The following is a 19,989-nucleotide window of genomic DNA, read 5'->3' as shown; positions in this document are numbered from 1 at the left end:
CGGGGACGGCCGCGCCGAAAATCTCGGCTTGTCGCGCGCGTGGAATGTTCAGTCGAGCAGGCGTTCCAGGCTGGGAAGCGCCACGCCGTGGGCTCGCCCGAGCTCCAGGATTTCGGCCCCGAGCACTCGATGCTGAGCTTGGAGCTTGGTACCGAAGTGGCTGTCGACGAAATGATTCGCCTCGGGCAAGAGCTTGCCCACGACGGAAAAGACCCAGCGCAGCGTCCGCGGTGTGACGCCGCGGAGGGCCAGCACGAGCGGCAGCTCGATGGGACCGATTCTCTGCGCCAGCACCAGGGCCTCGCGCGCCGCCTGGGCACCGAGCGAGGCGAGCTGCGGATTGGCGAGCATTGGCTCGACTCCGCCGGCGCGGCTCACTGCGACCGAGATGGGAAAGAACGCGATCGTGGTCGCCGGGTTGCGCTGTCGCACGTCTCTGGATGAGCGAGCGGGGAGGCGCGAGCGCCGGAGTGAGACAACCAACGCGCGCACGCTGTCGTTGCCGTCGACGTCGCGCTCCTCGAACAGGCTGGGTGATGCGCGGAACGCCCAGTACTCGTCCACCCCGTCGGGCCCTTCACTCGATGCCAGCGCCGGCATGGCAACGAAACAATTGGCGGCGGTCCAACCTTCGAGCCGAGCGAGCGAGAGCGGCAGGAGCGGCGTGAGCGCGACCACGGGTATTTCAGGGCCACTCTGCAGCAGCCGTTCCACGTCTTCGTTCAGCTGGTCGGCGCGCACAGCGAGCAGAATCAGGGCGGTGTCGGGCGGGATTTCGCTTACTCGTCGCGGCTCGGCAATTTGGCGGCGCAGGCGGTCTCCGTTGCGCCGCTGGATCACGAAGGCCCGCGTCTCGGTCAGCCGGGACGGGCGCACGACGAACGAGACCTGCTCTCCGGCCTCGGCGAGGTGAACACCGTAGACTCGGCCGAGGGCTCCGGCTCCCAGAACTGCAACTCGCACGTTCGCCCCCGTCGATCAGCAACACAGCGGGCGGGCGAAGCGGCGGCGCTGTTCGCCACAGCGCGCGCGCCCTGGCGCGTCAGCCATAACTGAAGCTGATCTCGTGATCGCAGACCTTGAAGTGATCTCCCTCGTTGATCACTTTCCGCTGCACACGCTGGCCGTTGTACTCGACGCCGTTGGTCGAGCCCATGTCGACGATGTAGTACTGCCCGTTCAAGTACTCGACCATCGCGTGCTGACGCGACACGTTCGGATCTTTGATCGTCAGGTCGCTAGACTGCTTGCCGCGCCCGATGATGAAGCGATCTTTGGTGATCGGAAAGCGCTCGCCCGAGTAGTAGATGTTGAGCGTGCCGTAGGGCTGCTGCGCCGGTGGGGCCGGCGGAGGCGGCGCCGAGCGCGGCATGGGTGGGGGAGGGGGCGGCGGACCGCCACCACGGCCGCCCATGGTTGGCGGGCCCGGCGGAGGCGGGGGTGGGGGTGCTGCGCTGCGGTATTGCTGGGGCGGCGCAGGAGGCGGTCCGGGCGGTGGCCCAGGGGGCGGAGGAGGTGGAGGAGGTGGCCCCGGCGCACGGCGCGCAACCGAACCGCCAGTTGCTGGCGGCGGCGGCGGCGGCGGCGGAGGCGGCGGCGCTCCGCCCGCCGACGGGAACGTTCCGCGCGGTGGAGGCGGAGGGGGAACGGACGCGCGAGCCTGCGGCGGAGGCGGCGGTGGCGTGGGTGCGGCCGACGATCGCCCTTGCGATGACGTGGGAGGCATCGGCGGCGGCCCGCCGGGGGGCGGCGGAGGCGGCGGCGGTGCACCCATCGTTGCCGGGTGCGCAGTGCTGCCATACCCGCGCTGGCGGGCGTACTGCTTCATCGCGTCGTTGATCAGGTAATCGACGGAGCACTCGAGCTCCCGCGCCATCTGCTCGAACTTCTGCCAGAGCGATTCGCGGCATTGAAACGTACGAGGAACCTTCTTGTTCGGGTCGGACGATTCCATCACTTGCCCTTGGTCTCACCCTTCTTGGATGCCGCGCGTTTCTCCATGGCCGGCTTCACGCAGTACTGGGCAAACTCGCCGACGGTGGAGACCTCTTTCACTTCCTGACTCTTGCCCTCACCCACCGCGCACTTCCACTCGCAGTCGGTCATTTCCTTGCAGTCAGGCACCTTCCCGCGGTCCCCGGTGAGCGGGTCGATCTTTCCGAGCTCCGGCTTTCCGCCCCACTCGTAGTAGTAGCCCATGGCGCTCAGGCGAACGGACGTGGCGTTCTCTCGCCCGAGGTACTTGTCGACCATGTTCTCGGGCTTGTCCTTGCCCTTCATCTCGCCGATCAGAGCGCCGTAACGGAGCGGCTCGGTCAGCGCCATGTGTCGGACGCTGGACAGCTTGCTCATGAATTCGCCGAGCTGCGACGTGTCGCTCATCTTCAACACCAGCTCGGCGGCGACCCAGCGGATCTTCCAGTTGTCGTTGGAGAAGAGCCCGTAGAGTTTGTCGACGACCAGCTTGCGCGGCAGCTCACCGACGCGCTTCAGCGCCAGGTCGCGCACGCCGTCGGGTGTGTCCGCCGCCGAGGCAAGGTCCAGGATCGTCGCCACGTGTTTGGCGTTGTTCTTGTCGAGGTTGCCCTCGAGCGCGGCGAGAGCCGCTGCCCGGCGCTTCTCTTCCTTCTCGACCTTGGCGAAGTCGAGCAGGAAGTCGACGGTGGGAACCCCTCCAACCTTCTTCATCGAGGAGAAGACACGCAGCAGCTCCTCTTCCTGGTACTGCGACAGCTGAGCCTTGAACTGCGCCGGAGTCGGGTTCAGTTTGCTGGCCTTGTTGGCTGCCTCGACCAGCGGAGCCTTCTGCTCGATCCAGTGGGCCGAAGAGATGTCCTTGGCCACCAAGACCAGCTGTTTGCTGGCGGCTTCTTTGGTCGCCGGGTCGGCCAGCTCGGCGATCAGATCTGCCATGCGGTCGAGCTTCTTGGCTCCCGGCAGCATCTGCGGCGGCAGGCGCGTCACACCTTCGGCACCGAGCTCGCGCAAGACCTGCTCCACGCCGTAGAGCTGCGACGACTCCTCGAGGCGGTCTGCGAAGTCGGTCATCGACCATTCCACCAGCGCGGCTCGCAGGCGCTTCTTGTTCTCATCGCTCTGCATCAACCCGCCTTCGGCGTGGGTCAGCAGTGCAAAGGCCGCGTCTTTGTATTCGAAGCTGGGATCCGCGGGCGCGGGCTGGCCAGCTTGCGCCTTGGGTGGCGGCTTGCGCATCTCCTCTTCGAGACGCGGCACCATGCGAGACACGATCTTCTCGCGGCTTGCCGGCGGCATCGACTCGAGCGCGCTGACCAAGCCGGGTTGGTCGTCTTGTCCGAGGATGCCGATGCGCCGGCCTCCGCGCGCCTTCATGCGCACCATGCCCATCGCGGCCTCGACGCGGAGATCGATGGGGTACTTGTCGTGGACCAGTACCGCGATCAACTTCCGTGGCCCTTGAGCCGTCGTTGTCCAACGCTCGATGTCATCGTTCGTGGTCCGACAGCCGGCCGAAGCCGCGCCGATCCCGATCGCGACGCCGAGGGTTGCACCTCGGACAGTGCGTCCCCAACGCCCGCCGAGATTCCCCGAGAACCTTTTCGTTTTCGCGTACCTTGCCATTCGAGGGCCCGCCCGCATCGCTGCCGAAGGAAGAGCGAGGATAGTACAGGCTCGCCACGAAATGACTCAAGCGAGCGACAGGAAACGCCCTTCGATAACTGCCGGAGGGCGACGCTGAACGGAGGTACCCCTGCGGCGGCCCGCAGCTTATTTTCCCTGTGAACGCACCTGATGTAGGTGAGTAACTTACATGGGCGCTAGACCCTTTTCGCCGCGGCGGCACGCCGCGGCCGATCCCGCGATGGCGGAGGCCTCGGTCGCTTCCGACAGTCCCGTGCGTTTGTCGGGGCGAGGGCGCGAGGCCGCCGCCCTGCTTCTGTTCGCGGTTTCCTGCTTCCTGTGTCTGGCGCTGGCCAGCTATCGGCTCGACCCCAACGACCCAACGGTGAGCGGCAGTGACTGGGTGGGACCGGTCGGCGCATTCGTTGCCGGCGTGCTGGTCCGAGCCTTCGGCCTGGTCGCGTGGGTCGTCCCGCTCGAGGTCGCCCTGATCGGCCTACCGCTCCTGCGGCGCAAGGACATCGGCTCGGCCAGTCTGCGGGTCGCGGGCGATCTGGTGCTCGCCATCGTGCTCGCGTCCCTGACCCGGGTGGCATTGCCCGAGCTGCTCGTGTTCGGGCGGGTGCCGTCGGGTGGCAACGTCGGTCTGGTATTCGGGGAGCTCGCCCGCGGCTTGTTCTCGTCGCTCGGTTCTTTCCTGGTTGGCGGCACCATCGTGGGCTTGATCCTGATCGGTCGCAGCAGCTTCTCGTTCATCGCGCTCGTGCAGCGGGTGGTCGCGTTGGCTCAGTTGTTCTCGTCGCGCGCGCAGAATGCCTCGAGGCGTTTTGGTGGCGCATGGGCAGAAGCGCACCGGCTCCGCGAGGAGCAGCGTGCACAGCGTCGCGAAGCGGCCGCGCCCCAGATCACCTCGCATGAGACGGACGAGGCGATCATTGCGCAGCTGGTGGACGACGACGTCTTCGTGCCGCCCGAGATGACGGGCACGCCGCCGATCGCGATTTCCACCGCGCTCAGGGCGGCTGCTCCCGAGTCAGCGGAGGAGATCCTGTTTCAGGCGAGTCCGGCCAGTGCTTCAGACTTGGAGCAGGCGCCGGTTGCGCCGGCGCCGGTCGCGCCGCCCACGACACCAACGCCGGAGCTCGGGGCCGTCGCGTTTCAGGCCGTGGAAGCCCTGGACCGAGCACCCGACACCGGCGCTGCGGTCGAGGGCGCCGAGGCGGAGGTCGCGGAGGAAAGCGACGCGCCGGTGGTTCGAAAATCCTCCCGCGCGAAGGCCAAGTCCGACGAGCTGGTGATCATCGACACCAAACCCGCCCAGGCGGTCAAGCGGGGTTCTGGCCCGTCGCCGCGCACGGCGCACGGCTACACCTTCCCGACTCCGTCGCTGTTGTTGCCACCCAGTCACGTTCAGACGGAGGTCGACCGCGAGCACATCCGACACAACGCCGCGCTGTTGGAGAAGACCTTGGGTGACTACGGCGTCACCGCCCGGGTCGAAGAGGTTCACCCGGGGCCCACGGTCACCATGTACGAGGTGGCGCCGGAGGCCGGGACGAAGGTCAGCAAGGTGGCGAGCCTGGTCGACGATCTCGCGCTGGGTCTGTCCCGCACCGTGCGCATCGTCGCGCCGATCCCGGGCAAGAACCGCATCGGCTTCGAGATCCCCAACGACGAGCGCATCCCCGTGAATCTGCGCGAGCTGATCGAGGACAAACACTTCGCCAAGCTCGCCGAGAAGGCCCCGCTCCCGGTCGTGCTCGGACGCGACATCGTGGGTGTGCCGTTCTACGCGGATCTCGCGTCCATGCCCCACGTGATCGTCGCCGGTGCCACCGGTGCCGGCAAGAGTGTCGGCCTGAACGTGATGTTGTCGAGCCTGCTCTTCTGCCGTAGCCCGGCCGAGCTGCGGTTCTTGATGATCGATCCCAAGGTCGTGGAGCTCGCACCGTTCGACGGCATTCCGCACATGCTGTTGCCCGTCGTCACCGACATGAAGAAGGCGGCCACCGCACTCAAGTGGGCCGTGGACGAGATGGAGCGGCGCTATCAGCTGTTCGCCAACGCCGGCACCAAGAACATTTCCACCTACAACGGCTGGGTGAAGCGCGTCGTGTCCGGGGAGGCGCCGCTGCCTCCGCCCGAAGAAGTGCAAGCGCTTGCGCCGGACGGCTCGATGGTGAGCGTCGCCGCCGCCAAACAAGGCACGGACGGCAAACATCTACCGCACGCGCTGCCGTACATCGTGATCGTCGTCGACGAGTTCGCCGACTTGATGATGCAGCAGGGCAAAGAGGTCGAGGTGAGTGTGGCGCGCCTGGCACAGAAGGCGCGCGCCGCGGGCATGCACGTCGTGCTCGCCACGCAGCGCCCGAGCGTCGACGTGATCACCGGCATGATCAAGGCGAACTTCCCGTCTCGCATCGGCTTCCGGGTCGCGCAGAAGGTCGACAGTCGCACGATCTTGGACGAACAGGGTGCCGAGTTGCTGCTGGGCAAAGGCGACATGCTCGTGAAGCTCAACGGCTCGACGGACACACGCCGGGTGCAGTGCCCGTTCGTGAGCGAGGAAGAGGTCGCGGCGTTGACCGAGTTCGTACGCCGTCAGGGCGCCCCCGAGTATCACGACGAAATTCTGGCGGCCGTGGAGGAAGACTCCGCCGACGCGAGCCCCGAGGAGCAGACCGACGCGCGCTTCGACGAGGCCGTGAACGTGGTGCGCGAAACACAACGCTGCTCGACCTCCTGGCTGCAGCGCAAGATGACCATCGGCTACAACCGAGCCGCGAAAATCGTGGAAATGATGGAGCGCCGGGGACTCGTGGGTCCACCGAACGGGGCAAAAGATCGAGAAGTCCTCATGCCCCCAGGCTGACGACCCGGCGGCAGGCTCAGCGGGCGGCGCGGGCGCGGCCCGGACTCGGGATTCGTGACGCTCGTTTTGCAGGCAGCCGCGGGGTCGGCCTATGATCCCGAGATTGCAGATGTCCGAGCCGGACGACGTCATACCCGTACCGCACGACGACGACGATGACGACGTCGCGTGGGCGCTGCAGACCGCGGCGGTCCAGTGGCGTCGTGGCGCAAAACCGGACGCGGTGCTCTGGCTGCGTCGCGCCGTCGAGTCGGCGATGGAGGTGGGGCATGTGCAGCGCGCCACCGAGCTGAACGAGCGCATCGCTGGCGTCGAAGACCAGCTGGTCAACGACATATTCTCTTCGCCGCCTCCGGCGGTGGCCTCCGGGGCCGACGTCGACGACCTGCTCGACGCCACCGTCTCCGCTGGCCGCGCCAGCATCGACATCGAGTTCGACGACGAGAACGAACACACCGAGGTCGTCTCGTCGGCAGACCTGTATCACAGCGGCGGGGCGCTGCCGCCGTCGGAACCACCGACTGCGCAGCAGCCCCACCCGACCTCCGCGCCGCCGCCCGCGCCTGCAGAGTCCGCGCCGCCAGGCCCGCACTACGCCGATTCGGCGGTGCCGCCGCCGCCCGCTTCCGCTTCGCAGCCGCCACCCCGCCGGCGTGTGCGTCCGCCTCCGGCCCCGTCATCGATGCCGAAGGACGAGAGCGTGCCGCCACCTCCGCACCTACCGCGCGCAGCAGGAGCGGCGCCGCGTGGGGTGCCGGACGCCGTGTTCGAATCGCCTACCGTGGTCCCCGCGCCGAGGTCCGCGCAGGTCTTCGAGGCGGTGCCCGACTCGACGCCGACGATCGCCACGACGGAGGCCGACATTCTGGGTGAGCTGCCGCCGATCAGCGCGGCGTTCGACGACGGCGCCGCGTCGATTCCGTCACCGCCCAGCTTCGAGGAGCAAGCTGCGGCGGAATCGGAGCCGTTCGATCCGCGCGCTCTCGCCCTTGGTGATGATTTCGACGATCCGAGCACCGAAGCGTTGCCCGTGCCGGACGGTTTCCCGGAGGCTCCCGCGCTGCCGCCCCCCGAGGAAGGGGAGGCCTGCATCCGCGGAGTGAGCTTGGTCAACGTGGCCGGGTTGCAGGATCTTCCGCCCGAAGCGCAGGCGGCCTTGGTTGCGAGCGCGCGCCTCGAGCGGCTGGACGTCGATGAGGAAGTCAGTGCGTTCGCGGTCGCTCTGGTGGTGGAGGGCTGGGCCAGCATCATGCCCGCCATCGCCGATGTCGCGTGCGCCTTCGCGCAGGTGGGTGATGTCGTGTTCACGGACGGCACGCTGGACGAGAGCATCTCGATGCGTGTCGTTGCCGGCGAGACCGATACCTACGTTGCCGTCTGGGACAGCGAGGCGCTCAAACAGGCGACCTCGGACTGCCCGTGGGTCGCTGACGAGCTGCGCGTCGTCGCCGACCGCTTTCAAGCGCTCGCTGGCGCTACCATCGGCCCGCTCGGTGAGCGGCTCGACGATACCTTGCGACAGATGGTGACCAGTCGTTGTGAGGTGCGCACGGCGCTGCCCGGCGACGAGATCGTATCCGCCGGCAGACCCGTCGATGGCATGTACATCGTGGGCGCGGGGGTGGTCGAGCTGACGGCGGGTGCCGACGTGGTCGGTGAGCTCGGCCCCGGCGAGTTCTTGTTCGCGACCTCGGTGATGGCCGCGTCCAACGCGCCGATGGGGGCGCGCGCGGGGAAATCCGGCGCGCTGCTCCTGTTCGCGGAGCGACATGCCGCGCACGAGCTGCTCGTCAGTGTACCGCCGCTCTTGGAGATCCTCGCCGGCTGACCGCCCGCCCGTCGCTCGACTCGATCTCCCAGACCAGCGCCTGATTTCCCTGGGCGCCGGCGAAACGCAAGCCGATCCAGCGGGCCCTGTTCGCGATGGTCGGGCGCCCGTCGGAGCGCAGCTTGGGAAAACGAATGCGATAGGCGCTGCGCCAAGGCGTCGTGTACGGGAAGTACGTGCGCTCGATGGCGCCCGGCTTTTTGATCGGTTCGATCTCGAGCGGTGCCGTCTCGCTGCCTTGGTCGTCGATCAGGCGCACGATCCATGCGGGGTTGTCCGCCGACAGATCTCCCCACTTGAAGCGTTGGGCGTGCAGCGCGACATAGAAGGTGTGCGACGAGCGCGTCTCTGCCAGCGAGCTCTCGAGCAGCGCGCGGCGTTGGTCGACCGTCAACCGGTAGTCGTCTGCGTAGCGCACCACGTAGGCCCAGCGGAAATCCCACGACTCGTAGGTCGCGGTCACGGCGAGCACGTTGTCCAGCTCGGTCACCGTGATCAGGTCGTCGCTGCGGGTCCAGCGGTCGAGCACGATCTCGTAGTCGGTCGGCGCGTACTCGCGCGCCCCTTCGGTCAGGGGGACCTTCGGCTCCGCGCAGGCCATGAGCAAGAGGCCTGCGAGGAGCGCGGCTCTCGGGCGGAGTGGCATCGAGCCCGAAGCGTAACCCTGCTTGGGTGCGAGTTGTAGTTTCGGTACGTCCGCCGCCTGCCGCAAGCTGGCCTCGGCGGTCGGAAGCACGGGCGGCAATTGCCTCAGATGGGGCGCAAGAGCCCGCTGGCCAGGGCTTTTGCGACGACGCGGTGAGTGGCCGTGTGACCCGGACGGTCGGCAAAGACCCGCCCTCGCGGTGGGCCGCCGTACAGCGCCAGGTCTCCGATCAGGTCGAGAAGTTTGTGGCGGGCGAGCTCGTTCGGTTCGAGGGGCCGTGAGGGCCCGAGTACCCGACCTTCCGCGTCGAGCACGACGACGGCCGAGGGGTCGACGTGGCGAGCGCGCCCAGCTCGGCGGAGCGATTCGGCGTCGTGTTCGAAGCCAAAGGTCCGGGCCGCGGCGATCTCGGCCATGAACGCCTCGGGTTCGCCCCGGTGCTCTGCGCGCTGGCGGCCGAGGCCGTGTCCGAAGTCGACCTCGACCTGCAAGTGCACGGAGTCGCCCGGCTCGAAGACGTAGCTGCTGGACCCGTCCGAGAGCTCGGCTCGTTCCGCGACTACGAGGCGCGGTGGCTCGCGCCGACAAGCGAGTGTCGCGAGCGCGCGCCCCAGCTCGAAGGCGCCGCCGTCGAGCAGCGGAACTTCGGGTCCGGTCACCGTGACGACGACGCCGCTCCGAAGGCCGAGACCAGCCAGTGCAGCCAGCATGTGTTCACACAGGTCGACCTCGTGCCGACCGTGGCGCGCCCTCAGGCAGACGCCGTGATCCGTGCGCACGAGCGTCAGCTGCTCTGGGCTGGCTTCATCGTCGCCGAAACGAAACAGGAGCGGTCCGGGGCGGGCATCGAAGCGGATGCTGGCGCGAGCGCCGCTGTGCAGGCCGCGCCCGTGAAGCTCGACGTACCCACTCACCGGCCGCGAATGTCGAATACGCTGACGACGGCGATGAGGGCCAGCAGCATGAGCAGCCCTACCGCGTGAACGTGGGCCTCGATGCGGGCGTTCGGGCGCCGTCGTGTGACCGCCTCGTAGCACAAGAACATCAGCCGCCCGCCGTCGAGCGCGGGGAAAGGCAGCAGGTTGAAACCGCCCAGATAGGCCGAGAGCAGCCCGAGCAAGAACAGGTACTCAGCCGCACCTTGTTCAGCGGCGCGGCTGGTCTCCCTCACGATGCCCACGGGCCCCGAGACCTCGGGTTTCTCCCGTCCCGTGATCATGCGACCCAGGCCCACGACCAACGCCTCGACGACCTTTGCCGGGTGGATGACGGACTCGACCGCGGCCTCTTTGACACCCAGGGCGGGCACGGAAGAGATGGGGCGCACACCGATCTGTCCGCCCCCAGCTTTTGCCTTCGGCTCGGGGACGACCTCGATCACCTTCTGATCGGACCCCCGCAGCACGGTGATGGACATCTTCTTGTTGGCGCGGGGCAGCACGAGCTCGGGAATTTGCTCCCAGCGTTCGATCTTCGTCCCGTCGATGGACACGACCTTGTCGCCATTCTCCAGACCGGCGCGCTGCGCCGCACCGTCCTTCATGACCTGGACCTTGGTGGGGTCTCCGCCGATCAAGAAGGCCACGAAGAAGAACACCGATGCGAACAGGTAGTTGGCGAGTGGGCCGGCGACGATTGCCGAGATGCGCCCGACCAACGAAGCGTTGGCGTAGCTGCCCTTGTCGTCCGGGTCGATCTCCTCGAGCGGGTTCATGCCCGCGATCTGCACGTAGGCGAGGAACGGGATCAGCGCGATCTGGTAGATCGTGTCGCTGCCCTTCGGCTGATGGCGCCAGAGTGCGGGGCCAAAGCCGATGCTGAAACGAATCACGCGCATCCCGAACGCGCGCGCCGCCAAGAGGTGACCTCCTTCGTGGATCACCATCAGGAGGGCGAGTCCGAGAATGCTGATGAGGATCGTCACTCAGGCATTTCTATAGCCTTCAACGCCCCGATCCGCCATGTGGTGCGGGGTGCTGCAGGGCTTTTTCAGGTCGCGGCGGCGCGCTTGACTGCACGCGAGCGCAGCACCCGAGCGCCGGGCGCGCCGTGGATCCGGGTCAGAAGACGAACGACGCACCCAGGCTCACGGCGGGGTAACCGATGCGGAGGGTGAGTGCGATTTTCTCGCTGAAATGAAAGCGCCCGCCGGCGTAGCCCGCGGGTCGCACGCCGGTCGCGTTGCCCAGGTAGAGCCCCCAGCCGGGCTCGCCAAACACGGACCAGTTACGGCTGAGCCAGAAGTTCCACTGCATCACGAACGGAATGAAGACGGCTTGTTTGTCCTTGGTGAATGCGATCCAGTCGAAGCCGAAGCCCAGGCCCACTGTGTTGTTGATCGACTTGACGAAGCCGTTGTCGACGAGCTCGATGGTGCCGCGAAAGCCCGGACCGTAGCCGCGGCCCGCGGTTTTTCCCGGCGGATCGAAGCCGAAGAAGAAGTGCGGTTCGGCCTCGAAACTGTAGTCCGGGTGGCGTCCGGGATGTTTGATCACACCCTCGTCCGCCCTGGCCGGACCCCCCGACAAAACCCCGGCGCCGATGCTCGCGCACAGCAAGAGGGCCGACTTTTTCCGGGTCATCAGCCTTGTTCTTAGCGGACCCCCTGCCGATGTCGAGTCCCGTTGCTCGGCTCCGCAGCCACTGCTAGCTTCCGCGCCCCGGAAAGCGGGGAGCCCATCGGTCTTCGCCGGGGCTCGGTGCCGCGCGCGCGCGTCGGCCGACAACGAGGTGCTCTGATGACTCAGCCCAATCTGCCCGGCGCAGGCGCCGGCGAACAGCCCACCAACCTGCAGCTTCAGGGCGGCGCCGCCATCGTCGCGCCCGTCAGCGCCTTCCCCGGCGGCGTTCCCGGCAACGCGTTGATCGTGCTGCCCCTCTCCAAGCCCAACGACGAGCTGGTGGAGTCGATCAAGAACGGCCCTGTGGCGATGGAGCTCGAGCAGATGTGGAAGCTGCTCGGTTTCAATGGTCCCGCGGTGCAGGTGCAGGACGCCGAAGGGCGCCCCATCGCCATTGGTCTCGAGGATCTGCTCTCGGGTCTCGAGAAGCACTGGTCCGAGAACAAAGACGACCTCAACCGAGGTCGGCTCTTGGCGCAGGAGCTGATGAAGTACACGCGCTTCGATCGCGCCGAGAAGGTGCTCTCGAAGGTCGTCGCTGCGGGCGGAACGGGCGAAGACTGGCTCGGTCTCGGCGTGGCGCAGATGCAGCAAGAGAAGTGGGACAAGGCCGAAGGCACCCTCAAGGGTGCGATGAACCTGATGGCCGAGAACCCCTACCCCGCACTGCACCTGGCCAAGGTCGCGAAGGGCAAGGCGGACAAGAACGCCGAGCGCGAGTGGATCGAGCGCGCCGTCACCATCGACAGCGGCTGCGTCGACGCCTGGGCCTACCTGTACGCGTCCGTGCGCGAGAACGAGAGTGAAGAGGCCGCGCTCGAAGCCGTGACGAAGCTCGCGGATGCTGAGACACACAAACGCTCCGCGGCCCCGTACGTCGCGCTCCAGGGATTTTACTCCGGCGAGGAGAGCACCCGGGACAAGGCGCTGGAGTTGGCGAAAAAAGCCGTGCAGCGCAACGACAAGGACGCCCTGGCGTTGATTTCACTCTCCGCGCTCTACGGCCAGGCCGGCAAGCTCGACGAGGTCATCGGGCTGCTCTCGAAACACGAGAACGGCATGATGAGCGACGTGCGGTTGGCCAATAACTACTTCGAGGCGCTGTTCCAGGCACGTCAGCTCGACAAGGTGACCAAGCTGCTCAACGCCCTCGCCGGTTCGTCGAACCGCGAGGTGAAGCAGTTTGCCATCGAGCGCTCGCGCGCCGTGGCGCAGTACCTGCAGCAGCAACAGCAGCAGCTCGCGGGCGCAACAGCCCCCGGCGCGTGAGAGCTTCGAAGCTTTGAAGCTTCGCTGCCTGAGCGCATCTGCGGCCGACACCGAGATGTTGGCCGCGGCGGCCCGACTCCGCTGAAATTCGAGGTGTGAAGTCGGGTCAGGTGATCTCCGGCAAGTACCGGCTCGTGCGTCGCCTCGGAATGGGCGGCATGGCAGAAGTTTGGGCGGCGACCAATCTGCTGACTCAGCGTGATTTCGCCGTGAAGTTCATCCTGCCGGCGCTGGCGGGGAACGCGGAGGCCGTCGACCGGTTCTTCCAGGAGGCCAAGGCAGCAGGACGTGTACGGCACCCGAGCATCGTCGACGTGTTCGATGTTGGAATCGCGCCCGATGGTCAGCCGTACCTGGTGATGGAGCTGCTGGCGGGTGAGAGCCTCGAGTCGCGGCTGGCGCGCGCGGGCAAGCTCGGGCCCCTCGAGACCTGCGTGACGCTATCGCAGATCGCCCGCGGTCTCGAGCTCGCACACCGCGCGGGAGTGGTGCACCGCGATCTGTCAGCCGGCAACGTGTTCCTCGCGACCGACAGCCAGGGCAGCGAGCCGCTGCCGAAGATCCTGGATTTCGGCGTCAGCAAGATCCTGACTCCGGGCCTCGAGCTCAAGGTGCGCACGGGCAACGGCGCCGTGCTCGGCTCGCCCCACTACATGAGCCCGGAACAGGCCCGCGGGGCCGAAAATGTGGATGCGCGCACGGACGTGTGGACCCTCGGTGTGCTGCTCTACGAATGCCTCGCAGGCATGCCCCCGTTCCGCGCCGCGAACTACAACGCGCTGATGCTGTCGATCATGTCGGTGCCCCACGCTCCGCTCGACGCGCGGGCGCTCGGGCTCGACTCGGAATTGCTGCGCTTGGTCGAGAGCTGCCTGGTGAAGGATCGCGAGGCACGCACGCAGTCCGCGCTCGAAGTCGCCGAAGAGCTCGAACAGATCGCGCGTCGGCTCTCCCATCCGGATCGGGTCGGAGGGCAGAAACGACGCGCGACGGATCGCCTGCCCGACCAGCGCGTGTCTCGGCGTTCGCTGAGCCAGGTCCCTTCGGCCGCGCGCCTGCCTGCCAGTGCATTTCCGGTCGGAGTGCGCTGCTGGCAGTTTCTAACGCGGCACACAGCGCCTGGCGGTTTGATGGTGGGGGGTGCCATCGGTGGAACCGCGGTTGGTCTTGCGATTGGAGTTGCGATCGCGACGAGCAAGGGACCAACGACGCCCGCAGCGCGGACGGCGGCGCCGATGGCCGTTGCGAACCCGGAGCAGCGTCCGCCGGAGCGTGTCGTCGAGGTCACGGAGCCCGCACCGGCCGCGTTGGAGGAGGTCGATCTGGTGCGCGCGACCGCCCGAGCGCTCGGAGTCAAGCGCCCCGCTCGGGGCACTCCGCCACCACCTGCGACGACCGCCGTCGCCGCCACGCCGCGCGGGAACCCGTACTGACGCCCCACGCCGGTCTGACGCCCTGATTGGTAGTCGGGCCGGACGGGTTGGGAAAAGGGACGCGCCTTCGATCAGTTGCGCTGCCGCGGGGGAGGGCCGGGGAGCGAGGCACAAATTCGCAGCTCGAGTCCGGCCGAGGTGCCCCCGCCTCGCCCGGCCCTCGGCCGCTGTCGCGGCCTCGTGGCGGTCGTTCCCCCCCAAGCGTCGGTCCTCGGCCGCTGTCGCGGCCTGCGGGTCGCCGCGGGGGGGGAAGGCGTCTGTGAGCGCTGGAAGGTCAGCGCCGAGGACCGCGCGGTCGGCGAAGGCAGCGGCGGAGAGAGGGGCGCAAGGAAGAGAGATAGAAGCCAGTCCCCCGCGGCGCAGGGCGAGTTGATGCCCGCGTGGGCGTCGCCTCTCGTCGCCTGGGAGCAGCCACCGGAGCAGCGGTCCCAACGCGCACCGTGTGCCCCGCTCGGGCTCGGTCGCGCTGCTTTGCTGCGCGAGCAGGCGAGCCCATGACGCTGCCGCTGCCGAGACCACCGAGGGCAGTCCGTGCACACCTCTTTGTTCGAAGTGTGCGAGAGGCGTGGTTCCGAGCTCTGCGCTCTGCCGAAGCGCGTGCGTGAAAAGAGCGGTCGCGCGACGATTCGATTCACATTCTTCTTGAGATCTAACCGGCCAATCTCGGATTGCCGCCGAGTTGGCCCGTGCCGGATTGGATCGCGATGATCGCGGCGGAAGAAAGTAAGAGGGCCCGGACAATCACCTGAGCCCTCGGGTCGTCGCGGTGGTCGCGTTTGACGGCGCTACCTTCGCATGCCATCCTTGCTGCGGCCAGCTTTCTGCATTCGCAGCGGTGGTCGTTCTTCAGCAGGTGGAGTGCTCTCGCGATGAGTGCCACAACGTGCTCGACGTTTGCCCGGCCTGCAACTTCGGCAGGCTGTTCTGCGGCGAAACCTGTCGGCGGATGTCGCGGGAAGCCTCCCAGCGCCGTTACCGCACCAGCCTGGGGCACCGCACGACGGCGGCACGAGTGGCCCGCTGGCGTGAGCAGAAGAAGAATGTAACGCACAGCACGGCTCGAGAAGTTGGCCATCGTGAGAGCGTCGCCCCGCTCGTAGCCGAGATAGCCGTCATCGTGGCGGCCTCGAGCTCGGGCAGGAATCGACCGATGAGCTCGATCTGGATGGGCGTTGCACCTGGGCCGAGGGAGATGCGCGTGCTCGCGATGGCCGGCCCGAGGGAGACGATTCTCAGGCCCGGTTGCTGCGCCCGCCAACCCACCCGCGGCGTTGCCGCTGTTGCTGGAGGCGCTGGCGCTGTGGCAGGGCAGTCGGTGCGCGTTGCGCTCGCTGCGGAAGAGCGGGGCGTCGAAGCGGACTTGTCAGCCTACGACGGGATTCGAGCGGACGACGGCGGGCGGCGCCAGTACACCGTGGAATGGGTCCCGCCCCCGGTCGCGCTTCGCCGCCGTCATCGTGATCTCTCCCGGTGTCGACGACTTCTGTGACTTGAGGCAGCTGCTGCTCTTTGGAGTGCCTTGATGACCGAGTGCACCTCCGGAGAGTCCGGCGCCGCTCACGGCGCGGGCCACGCCAGGCTGTGCTCGTAGCGCTCGAGATGCGAAATCTCACGCCACCATCGACGAGGTCTGCCGTCGCCGTGGTGTCGTTCGGGAGGAGCTTCTGCAGGCCGAGCGCGGACCTCAAGCGTGTCCCGGGCGCGCCAGGAGCTCTGGTGGCTGATCCGCAATCAGTTCGATCGCCACTACAGCCTTCTCGAGATTGCATCGCTGTTCCGTCGCGACCACACGACCGTGCGCCACGGCATCCGAGCTCATCAGCGACGTGCAATCCTATGACCAGTGGCTTCGCGAAGCAGCGCCGACACGGGTCTGCGCGTAGCGCGCTCGGCCATCGGTCATACGCTGGTCGACGACAACGGCACGATTGCTGAGGCCAACGAGTTCCTCTCGGCGCTGCAGGTCCGCGGGCTATCGCCACGCACGGTTCGGGCGCATTCGATCTACTGCTGCTCTATCGATGGATGCGCGCTGGCGCCTGAGCCTCCAGCAGCCAGCGCAGGACTTGTTGGGCTTCATCGCAGCTCAGCGCGAAGCCGGTGCGGGGCCACGGTCGATCGATCGGCGGCCGACGACAACCCGGCTCCTGTTCCGCTTCTGGATGAATCGAGAGTTTGGCGTCGGCCCTCGCGTGAGCCTGCCCGCTGCGCACTACCAGGGGACCTGGCCGTGATCGTGATCCGGCCTTCACCGGCTCAGGCGGCGCGGAGGGCTCAAGCTGCGCGTCACGGAGCCGCGCAAGCTCGTCGAGCCCCTCACACCCGAGCAGGTGCGAGCCTTCCTTCGCAGCCTCACGCGCTACAGGGACTTGGCCATCGCCCATTTCATGCTCCTGTGCGGGCTTCACCGCACGAGTGCTCGGGCTCGAGCTCGGTGACGTCATCTCGGCGACAACCGCGTTCGGGTTCGCGGCAAAGGCGAGCGCGATCGCGCGCGCCCCCTGCCGCAGGTGCTCACGCACGCTGCGTCAGTATCTCGAGCTCGAAAGACCAAGGCAGTGTAACAAGCCCCGACTGTTCGTCGTCTTGCAGGGTAAACACTGCGATGGCCCAGACGCCGGCTGGACTCAGGAGCCTGTTTCGGCATCGGCGTCGCCGTCGGATCCCGCCATCGCCAACCCTCATCGCTTTTCGACACACGTTTCGGCGCCGACATGGCGCGCGCCAGAGTACGTTTGCCGGTTCTGCAACAGATGATGGGCCACGCCGACCTGAAAACGACTCTGCAGTACGTCCGGCTGTCCAGGCGGACGTGGCCGACGAATTCCGCCGTGCGCTCAAGAAAAATCGCCGGCCGTTATCGGCGATGAGATTGCACCATGGCGCGTCGCAACCCCTTCGCCCATCTGCCGCCCCTTCGCGCTCGAGTTCTTGCAGAGCAGCCGAGCGCGGGTGTCGCTCTGAGCCAGTTTCATGGCTGGTTGAAGGCCAGTTACAGGCCGCTCCTGCAGCTCGACCGCTCGGAAATCGACCGATTCCTTCAGCAGTTGGCGAAGGCATCCGTTCCCGAGCATGCGCGCACCCGACGGCGTCGTGTGGCCCTGATGTATTTCGAGTGGCTCCATGCACGGGGTCTTCTCGGCTTCGACCCTCGGTGCGCTTGGCCGCGTTCGAATTTCCCGCTGCCTCCGTCTGCCAGCCGGTTTCTCGAATTGCTCTCCGCAGCTCCACATCTGGCTCAGTCGCCAACCACGTGTCTGTCGTCTGCCTGCAGCGCGTTGCCATCTCGAATCGTGGCTCGCGTGGCTGCATGCTCGCGGTTTGGCTGCCTGCACCCGAGTCAACGCGATCCAAACGTGCGCGCATATCTCGAGTGGCTCGAGGAGCAACGCCTGCTCTCCGTGCCTGCCAAACACCCTGATTCGTAGCAGTGACCTCCCCGAAGCTACCGAACTACCTCCCGCGTCCGGTCGCGCTGGACATCGATCCGTGCTCCAGCGCCGGCTCAAGTCCGGCTGCATCTACTAGCTCGGCTTGCTCCTGATGCGATGCACCGGCTTCGCATCGGCGAGCTGATCGCTTTGCCGTACCAATGCACTCGCTCGGACCACAGCGGCAACACCTGCTCAAGGTCCCTCTCGGCAAGCTCCGCCACCGAGCGGCTCGTTCCGCTCGACCCTTCCACCGTCAAGCTCATCGCAAACTGCGGCGGTTGGGTCCGCAAACGCTCCCGGCTGCTCGCCACCGCCACAGGTCACAAAACCCGCTACGAGCTCTATCGAGAAGCCCTTTGCAAAGCCTGCCGCGGACTCGTGTTCGCTGGAGTCCATGACGACTCATCGGCTCCGCCACACCTATGCGACCTCGCTCCTGGCTGCCGGAATGAGCCTTCCCTCCGTGATGAGGCTGCTCGGTCAAAACCGACTACCGCATGACTCTGCGGTACGCCGAGATCAGCGGCTCCACCGTCCATTCCGAGTTTGCCGCGGCACTCGAGCGAATTGCCGAGCGTTACCCAACCGTTCTCCCCCAGGCGCCGAGCGCACCTTCCCCTCTCGACCCGATGGTCGCTGTCCGAGGTCGCTCGATACATCCAGAAACGCACCCAAGACGACGCACTCGATCGCCACGCCGCACGCTTGCTCGTCGGCGTGCTCGCCGACTGCAAGCCGATCTTCGCAGACTGCTTCGCAAATCTCCCCACAGAGCAGCGCGGCACCATTGGCCGGTTAATTGACGGGTTTCCAGGCGCGCAGCTGCGCTTGCGACGAGTCACGCGGAAACCATCGCGCTTTGCCACGAGGGTGAGCGCGTGGCGCTTTGCGCGTCGCAGGTGACGTTCGAAGCGTTCCACGTCGTCGAGCGCCGCGCCTGGTGGCGGCGGCGAGGTCGAAAAATCGTGGTAGGCGAGAAAGCATGCCTCTCCTCTCTTCGGTCTCAGATCTCGAGCTCCGCGGACGCCTCTCCGCTGCCGTCAGCAGCGGGCGCGCCGCATCGACGGAGTCTCTTTCACCTGGCGGCCCGACCGCCGCAAGCTTTATCTCGAGGGCGCGTGCTCGTGCTCTTCGCGTACCGGTGCGTGGAGCGCCTGGGGTCTCCGAGGACGGCCAACCGGCGTGCGCGCGTCGCCCGCCTGGCAGCCCTTTCTCGGATCCTCGACGAGACTCGCGTCCGGCGACGTGCACCTGACCGGGCTGCTTTCTCCTCTCCAGGCTCCCCAAATGGAGGACAACGTCGAGCGGCTCCTGGCCGAGGTGTCGCGGAGAATCGAAGCGTCAGCTCGAAGAGCTCATCGCCCGCTGGTCTCCGCAGCCGGACGTGCCCCACCACGATGGCGCCCGAGCCCGCGCAGCCGGAGTTATCAACAGTGTCCGGGGCAGGTAGCTCAGTACCACCGCCTCGGCCCTCGATCCATCGTGCTCGTCTCCAGCCCCTCTCGCCGACGACTGTTCGGCTGGGTCCACCGCCCGCGTCGAGGCTCCGCGACAAGCTCATGCCGGCACCTGCTCAGCCGAGATCCCCCGGCGACCCGGCGACGCCCTCGAGCTCGGCCTCCGACCTGAGATCGCGGCCGCGATCCAACATGTCAGCCGCCAGCGCGCCGCGCAAGCGCGTCGCGAGACGAAGCCGGGCTCACGACATGCCCGTCGATGTCCAGCGGGAGCCGTCCGGTGGGGCGCGGACGCTGACCAGTGCACGTTCCGCGACGCCGAAGGCGTCGATGCTCGGAGAGACCCGTTCGACCATCAGGACATCGTTCCCTTCGCGAAGGGGGCGGGCCGACCACCGTGGACAACTGCTGCCTGCTCTGCTCGGCTCACAACTCGTACCGAGCGCGACAGGTGTTCGGCGAAGAGCATCCAGGCGAGATCCCGGGGCTCGCTCGCGCAACCAACCGCACGCCAGCGCCTGCGGTCTGGCCGCGCCCGAGCCCGAAGTGTTCGAGAAGTGCTCGTCTGGTGCTCGGGGTTCAAGCGGGCCCAGGCACGGCATGCGCGTCGAGCAGGTGCGCGTGACTGCGCGGGGTTCGAGCCCTCGGTCGAGCCGCTGCTTGCGCCGCGATCGCCGTGCTCACACCCTGCGACGGTCCGGGCACACCCCCCAAAGGGCGCGGCAGGCGCTGGTCTCGGCAGCGGCAGCGTCAGGCAACAAACGCGAGCGAGAGAGAGGGTGCATCACGTGACTCGAAAGGACGCACCAGGAAGAGGCTCACCGGC

Annotated in this window: 14 protein-coding genes; 6 read left to right on the top strand and 8 right to left on the bottom strand. The window is 67.2% G+C overall.

The window, feature by feature from the left end; all coding sequences use genetic code 11:
• Window positions 1-48 precede the first annotated feature (48 nt).
• Complete coding sequence (locus tag IPI67_19730) at window positions 49-963, bottom strand: oxidoreductase (protein MBK7582418.1); 915 nt, start codon at window positions 961-963, stop codon at window positions 49-51.
• A gap of 79 nt (window positions 964-1,042) precedes the next feature.
• Window positions 1,043-1,372: an FHA domain-containing protein gene (locus IPI67_19725; protein MBK7582417.1), complete on the bottom strand. Its 330-nt coding sequence runs from the start codon at window positions 1,370-1,372 to the stop codon at window positions 1,043-1,045.
• 40 nt (window positions 1,373-1,412) lie between these two features.
• Between IPI67_19725 and IPI67_19720 the strand changes: the two genes are divergently transcribed.
• Window positions 1,413-1,847 (top strand): hypothetical protein, encoded by a 435-nt coding sequence (locus IPI67_19720; protein ID MBK7582416.1) that lies wholly within the window; start codon window positions 1,413-1,415, stop codon window positions 1,845-1,847.
• A gap of 106 nt (window positions 1,848-1,953) precedes the next feature.
• On the opposite strand, the gene IPI67_19715 is transcribed toward IPI67_19720, so the two are convergent.
• Complete coding sequence (locus tag IPI67_19715; protein ID MBK7582415.1) at window positions 1,954-3,510, bottom strand: hypothetical protein; 1,557 nt, start codon at window positions 3,508-3,510, stop codon at window positions 1,954-1,956.
• Window positions 3,511-3,790: 280 nt separating this feature from the next.
• Between IPI67_19715 and IPI67_19710 the strand changes: the two genes are divergently transcribed.
• Window positions 3,791-6,475: a DNA translocase FtsK gene (locus tag IPI67_19710; protein MBK7582414.1), complete on the top strand. Its 2,685-nt coding sequence runs from the start codon at window positions 3,791-3,793 to the stop codon at window positions 6,473-6,475.
• Between the two features lie 109 nt (window positions 6,476-6,584).
• On the top strand, window positions 6,585-8,303 hold the full coding sequence (locus tag IPI67_19705) for a cyclic nucleotide-binding domain-containing protein (GenBank protein ID MBK7582413.1): 1,719 nt from the start codon (window positions 6,585-6,587) through the stop codon (window positions 8,301-8,303).
• On the opposite strand, the gene IPI67_19700 is transcribed toward IPI67_19705, so the two are convergent.
• The 4 genes from IPI67_19700 to IPI67_19685 all read right to left on the bottom strand — a co-directional run bounded on the left by IPI67_19700 (window position 8,266) and on the right by IPI67_19685 (window position 11,531).
• A complete protein-coding gene (locus tag IPI67_19700; GenBank protein ID MBK7582412.1) occupies window positions 8,266-9,039 on the bottom strand; it encodes a hypothetical protein in 774 nt (257 codons plus the stop codon). The genes IPI67_19705 and IPI67_19700 overlap by 38 nt on opposite strands.
• A 14-nt stretch (window positions 9,040-9,053) precedes the next feature.
• Complete coding sequence (locus IPI67_19695) at window positions 9,054-9,863, bottom strand: UDP-3-O-acyl-N-acetylglucosamine deacetylase (GenBank protein MBK7582411.1); 810 nt, start codon at window positions 9,861-9,863, stop codon at window positions 9,054-9,056.
• Entirely contained in the window at window positions 9,860-10,834 is a 975-nt protein-coding gene (locus IPI67_19690) for a site-2 protease family protein (protein MBK7582410.1), read from the bottom strand. The genes IPI67_19695 and IPI67_19690 overlap by 4 nt, the downstream gene beginning before the upstream one ends.
• 175 nt (window positions 10,835-11,009) lie before the next feature.
• On the bottom strand, window positions 11,010-11,531 hold the full coding sequence (locus tag IPI67_19685; GenBank protein MBK7582409.1) for a hypothetical protein: 522 nt from the start codon (window positions 11,529-11,531) through the stop codon (window positions 11,010-11,012).
• 156 nt (window positions 11,532-11,687) lie between these two features.
• Between IPI67_19685 and IPI67_19680 the strand changes: the two genes are divergently transcribed.
• Together IPI67_19680 and IPI67_19675 are read left to right on the top strand one after the other, a co-directional pair.
• Window positions 11,688-12,839, top strand: coding sequence for a hypothetical protein (locus IPI67_19680; GenBank protein ID MBK7582408.1), 1,152 nt, complete (start codon window positions 11,688-11,690; stop codon window positions 12,837-12,839).
• Window positions 12,840-12,934: 95 nt separating this feature from the next.
• Window positions 12,935-14,272, top strand: coding sequence for a protein kinase (locus tag IPI67_19675; protein ID MBK7582407.1), 1,338 nt, complete (start codon window positions 12,935-12,937; stop codon window positions 14,270-14,272).
• 649 nt (window positions 14,273-14,921) lie between these two features.
• Here the strand turns inward: IPI67_19675 and IPI67_19670 are convergent.
• Window positions 14,922-15,347, bottom strand: a complete 426-nt coding sequence (locus IPI67_19670; GenBank protein MBK7582406.1) for a hypothetical protein — start codon at window positions 15,345-15,347, stop codon at window positions 14,922-14,924.
• 615 nt (window positions 15,348-15,962) lie between these two features.
• Between IPI67_19670 and IPI67_19665 the strand changes: the two genes are divergently transcribed.
• The gene (locus IPI67_19665; protein MBK7582405.1) at window positions 15,963-16,112 is read left to right on the top strand and encodes a hypothetical protein; all 150 of its coding nucleotides are present in this window, start codon (window positions 15,963-15,965) and stop codon (window positions 16,110-16,112) included.
• Window positions 16,113-19,989 lie beyond the last annotated feature (3,877 nt).

The sequence above is a fragment of the Myxococcales bacterium genome, from assembly GCA_016706225.1.
In the GTDB taxonomy this organism is placed as follows: Bacteria; Myxococcota_A; Polyangia; order Polyangiales; family Polyangiaceae; genus JADJKB01.
The sequence above is the reverse complement of the archived record's forward strand: the minus strand, read 5'-3'. Positions and strand labels throughout refer to the sequence as shown.

Coding starts and splice junctions, on each gene's coding strand:
- IPI67_19725 (MBK7582417.1), bottom strand. CDS start 1,372: ATGCCGCGCTCGGCGCCGCCTCCGCCGGCCCCACCGGCGCAGCAGCCC.
- IPI67_19710 (MBK7582414.1), top strand. CDS start 3,791: ATGGGCGCTAGACCCTTTTCGCCGCGGCGGCACGCCGCGGCCGATCCC.
- IPI67_19670 (MBK7582406.1), bottom strand. CDS start 15,347: ATGGCCAACTTCTCGAGCCGTGCTGTGCGTTACATTCTTCTTCTGCTC.
- IPI67_19705 (MBK7582413.1), top strand. CDS start 6,585: ATGTCCGAGCCGGACGACGTCATACCCGTACCGCACGACGACGACGAT.
- IPI67_19680 (MBK7582408.1), top strand. CDS start 11,688: ATGACTCAGCCCAATCTGCCCGGCGCAGGCGCCGGCGAACAGCCCACC.
- IPI67_19690 (MBK7582410.1), bottom strand. CDS start 10,834: ATGGTGATCCACGAAGGAGGTCACCTCTTGGCGGCGCGCGCGTTCGGG.
- IPI67_19685 (MBK7582409.1), bottom strand. CDS start 11,531: ATGACCCGGAAAAAGTCGGCCCTCTTGCTGTGCGCGAGCATCGGCGCC.
- IPI67_19720 (MBK7582416.1), top strand. CDS start 1,413: ATGGTTGGCGGGCCCGGCGGAGGCGGGGGTGGGGGTGCTGCGCTGCGG.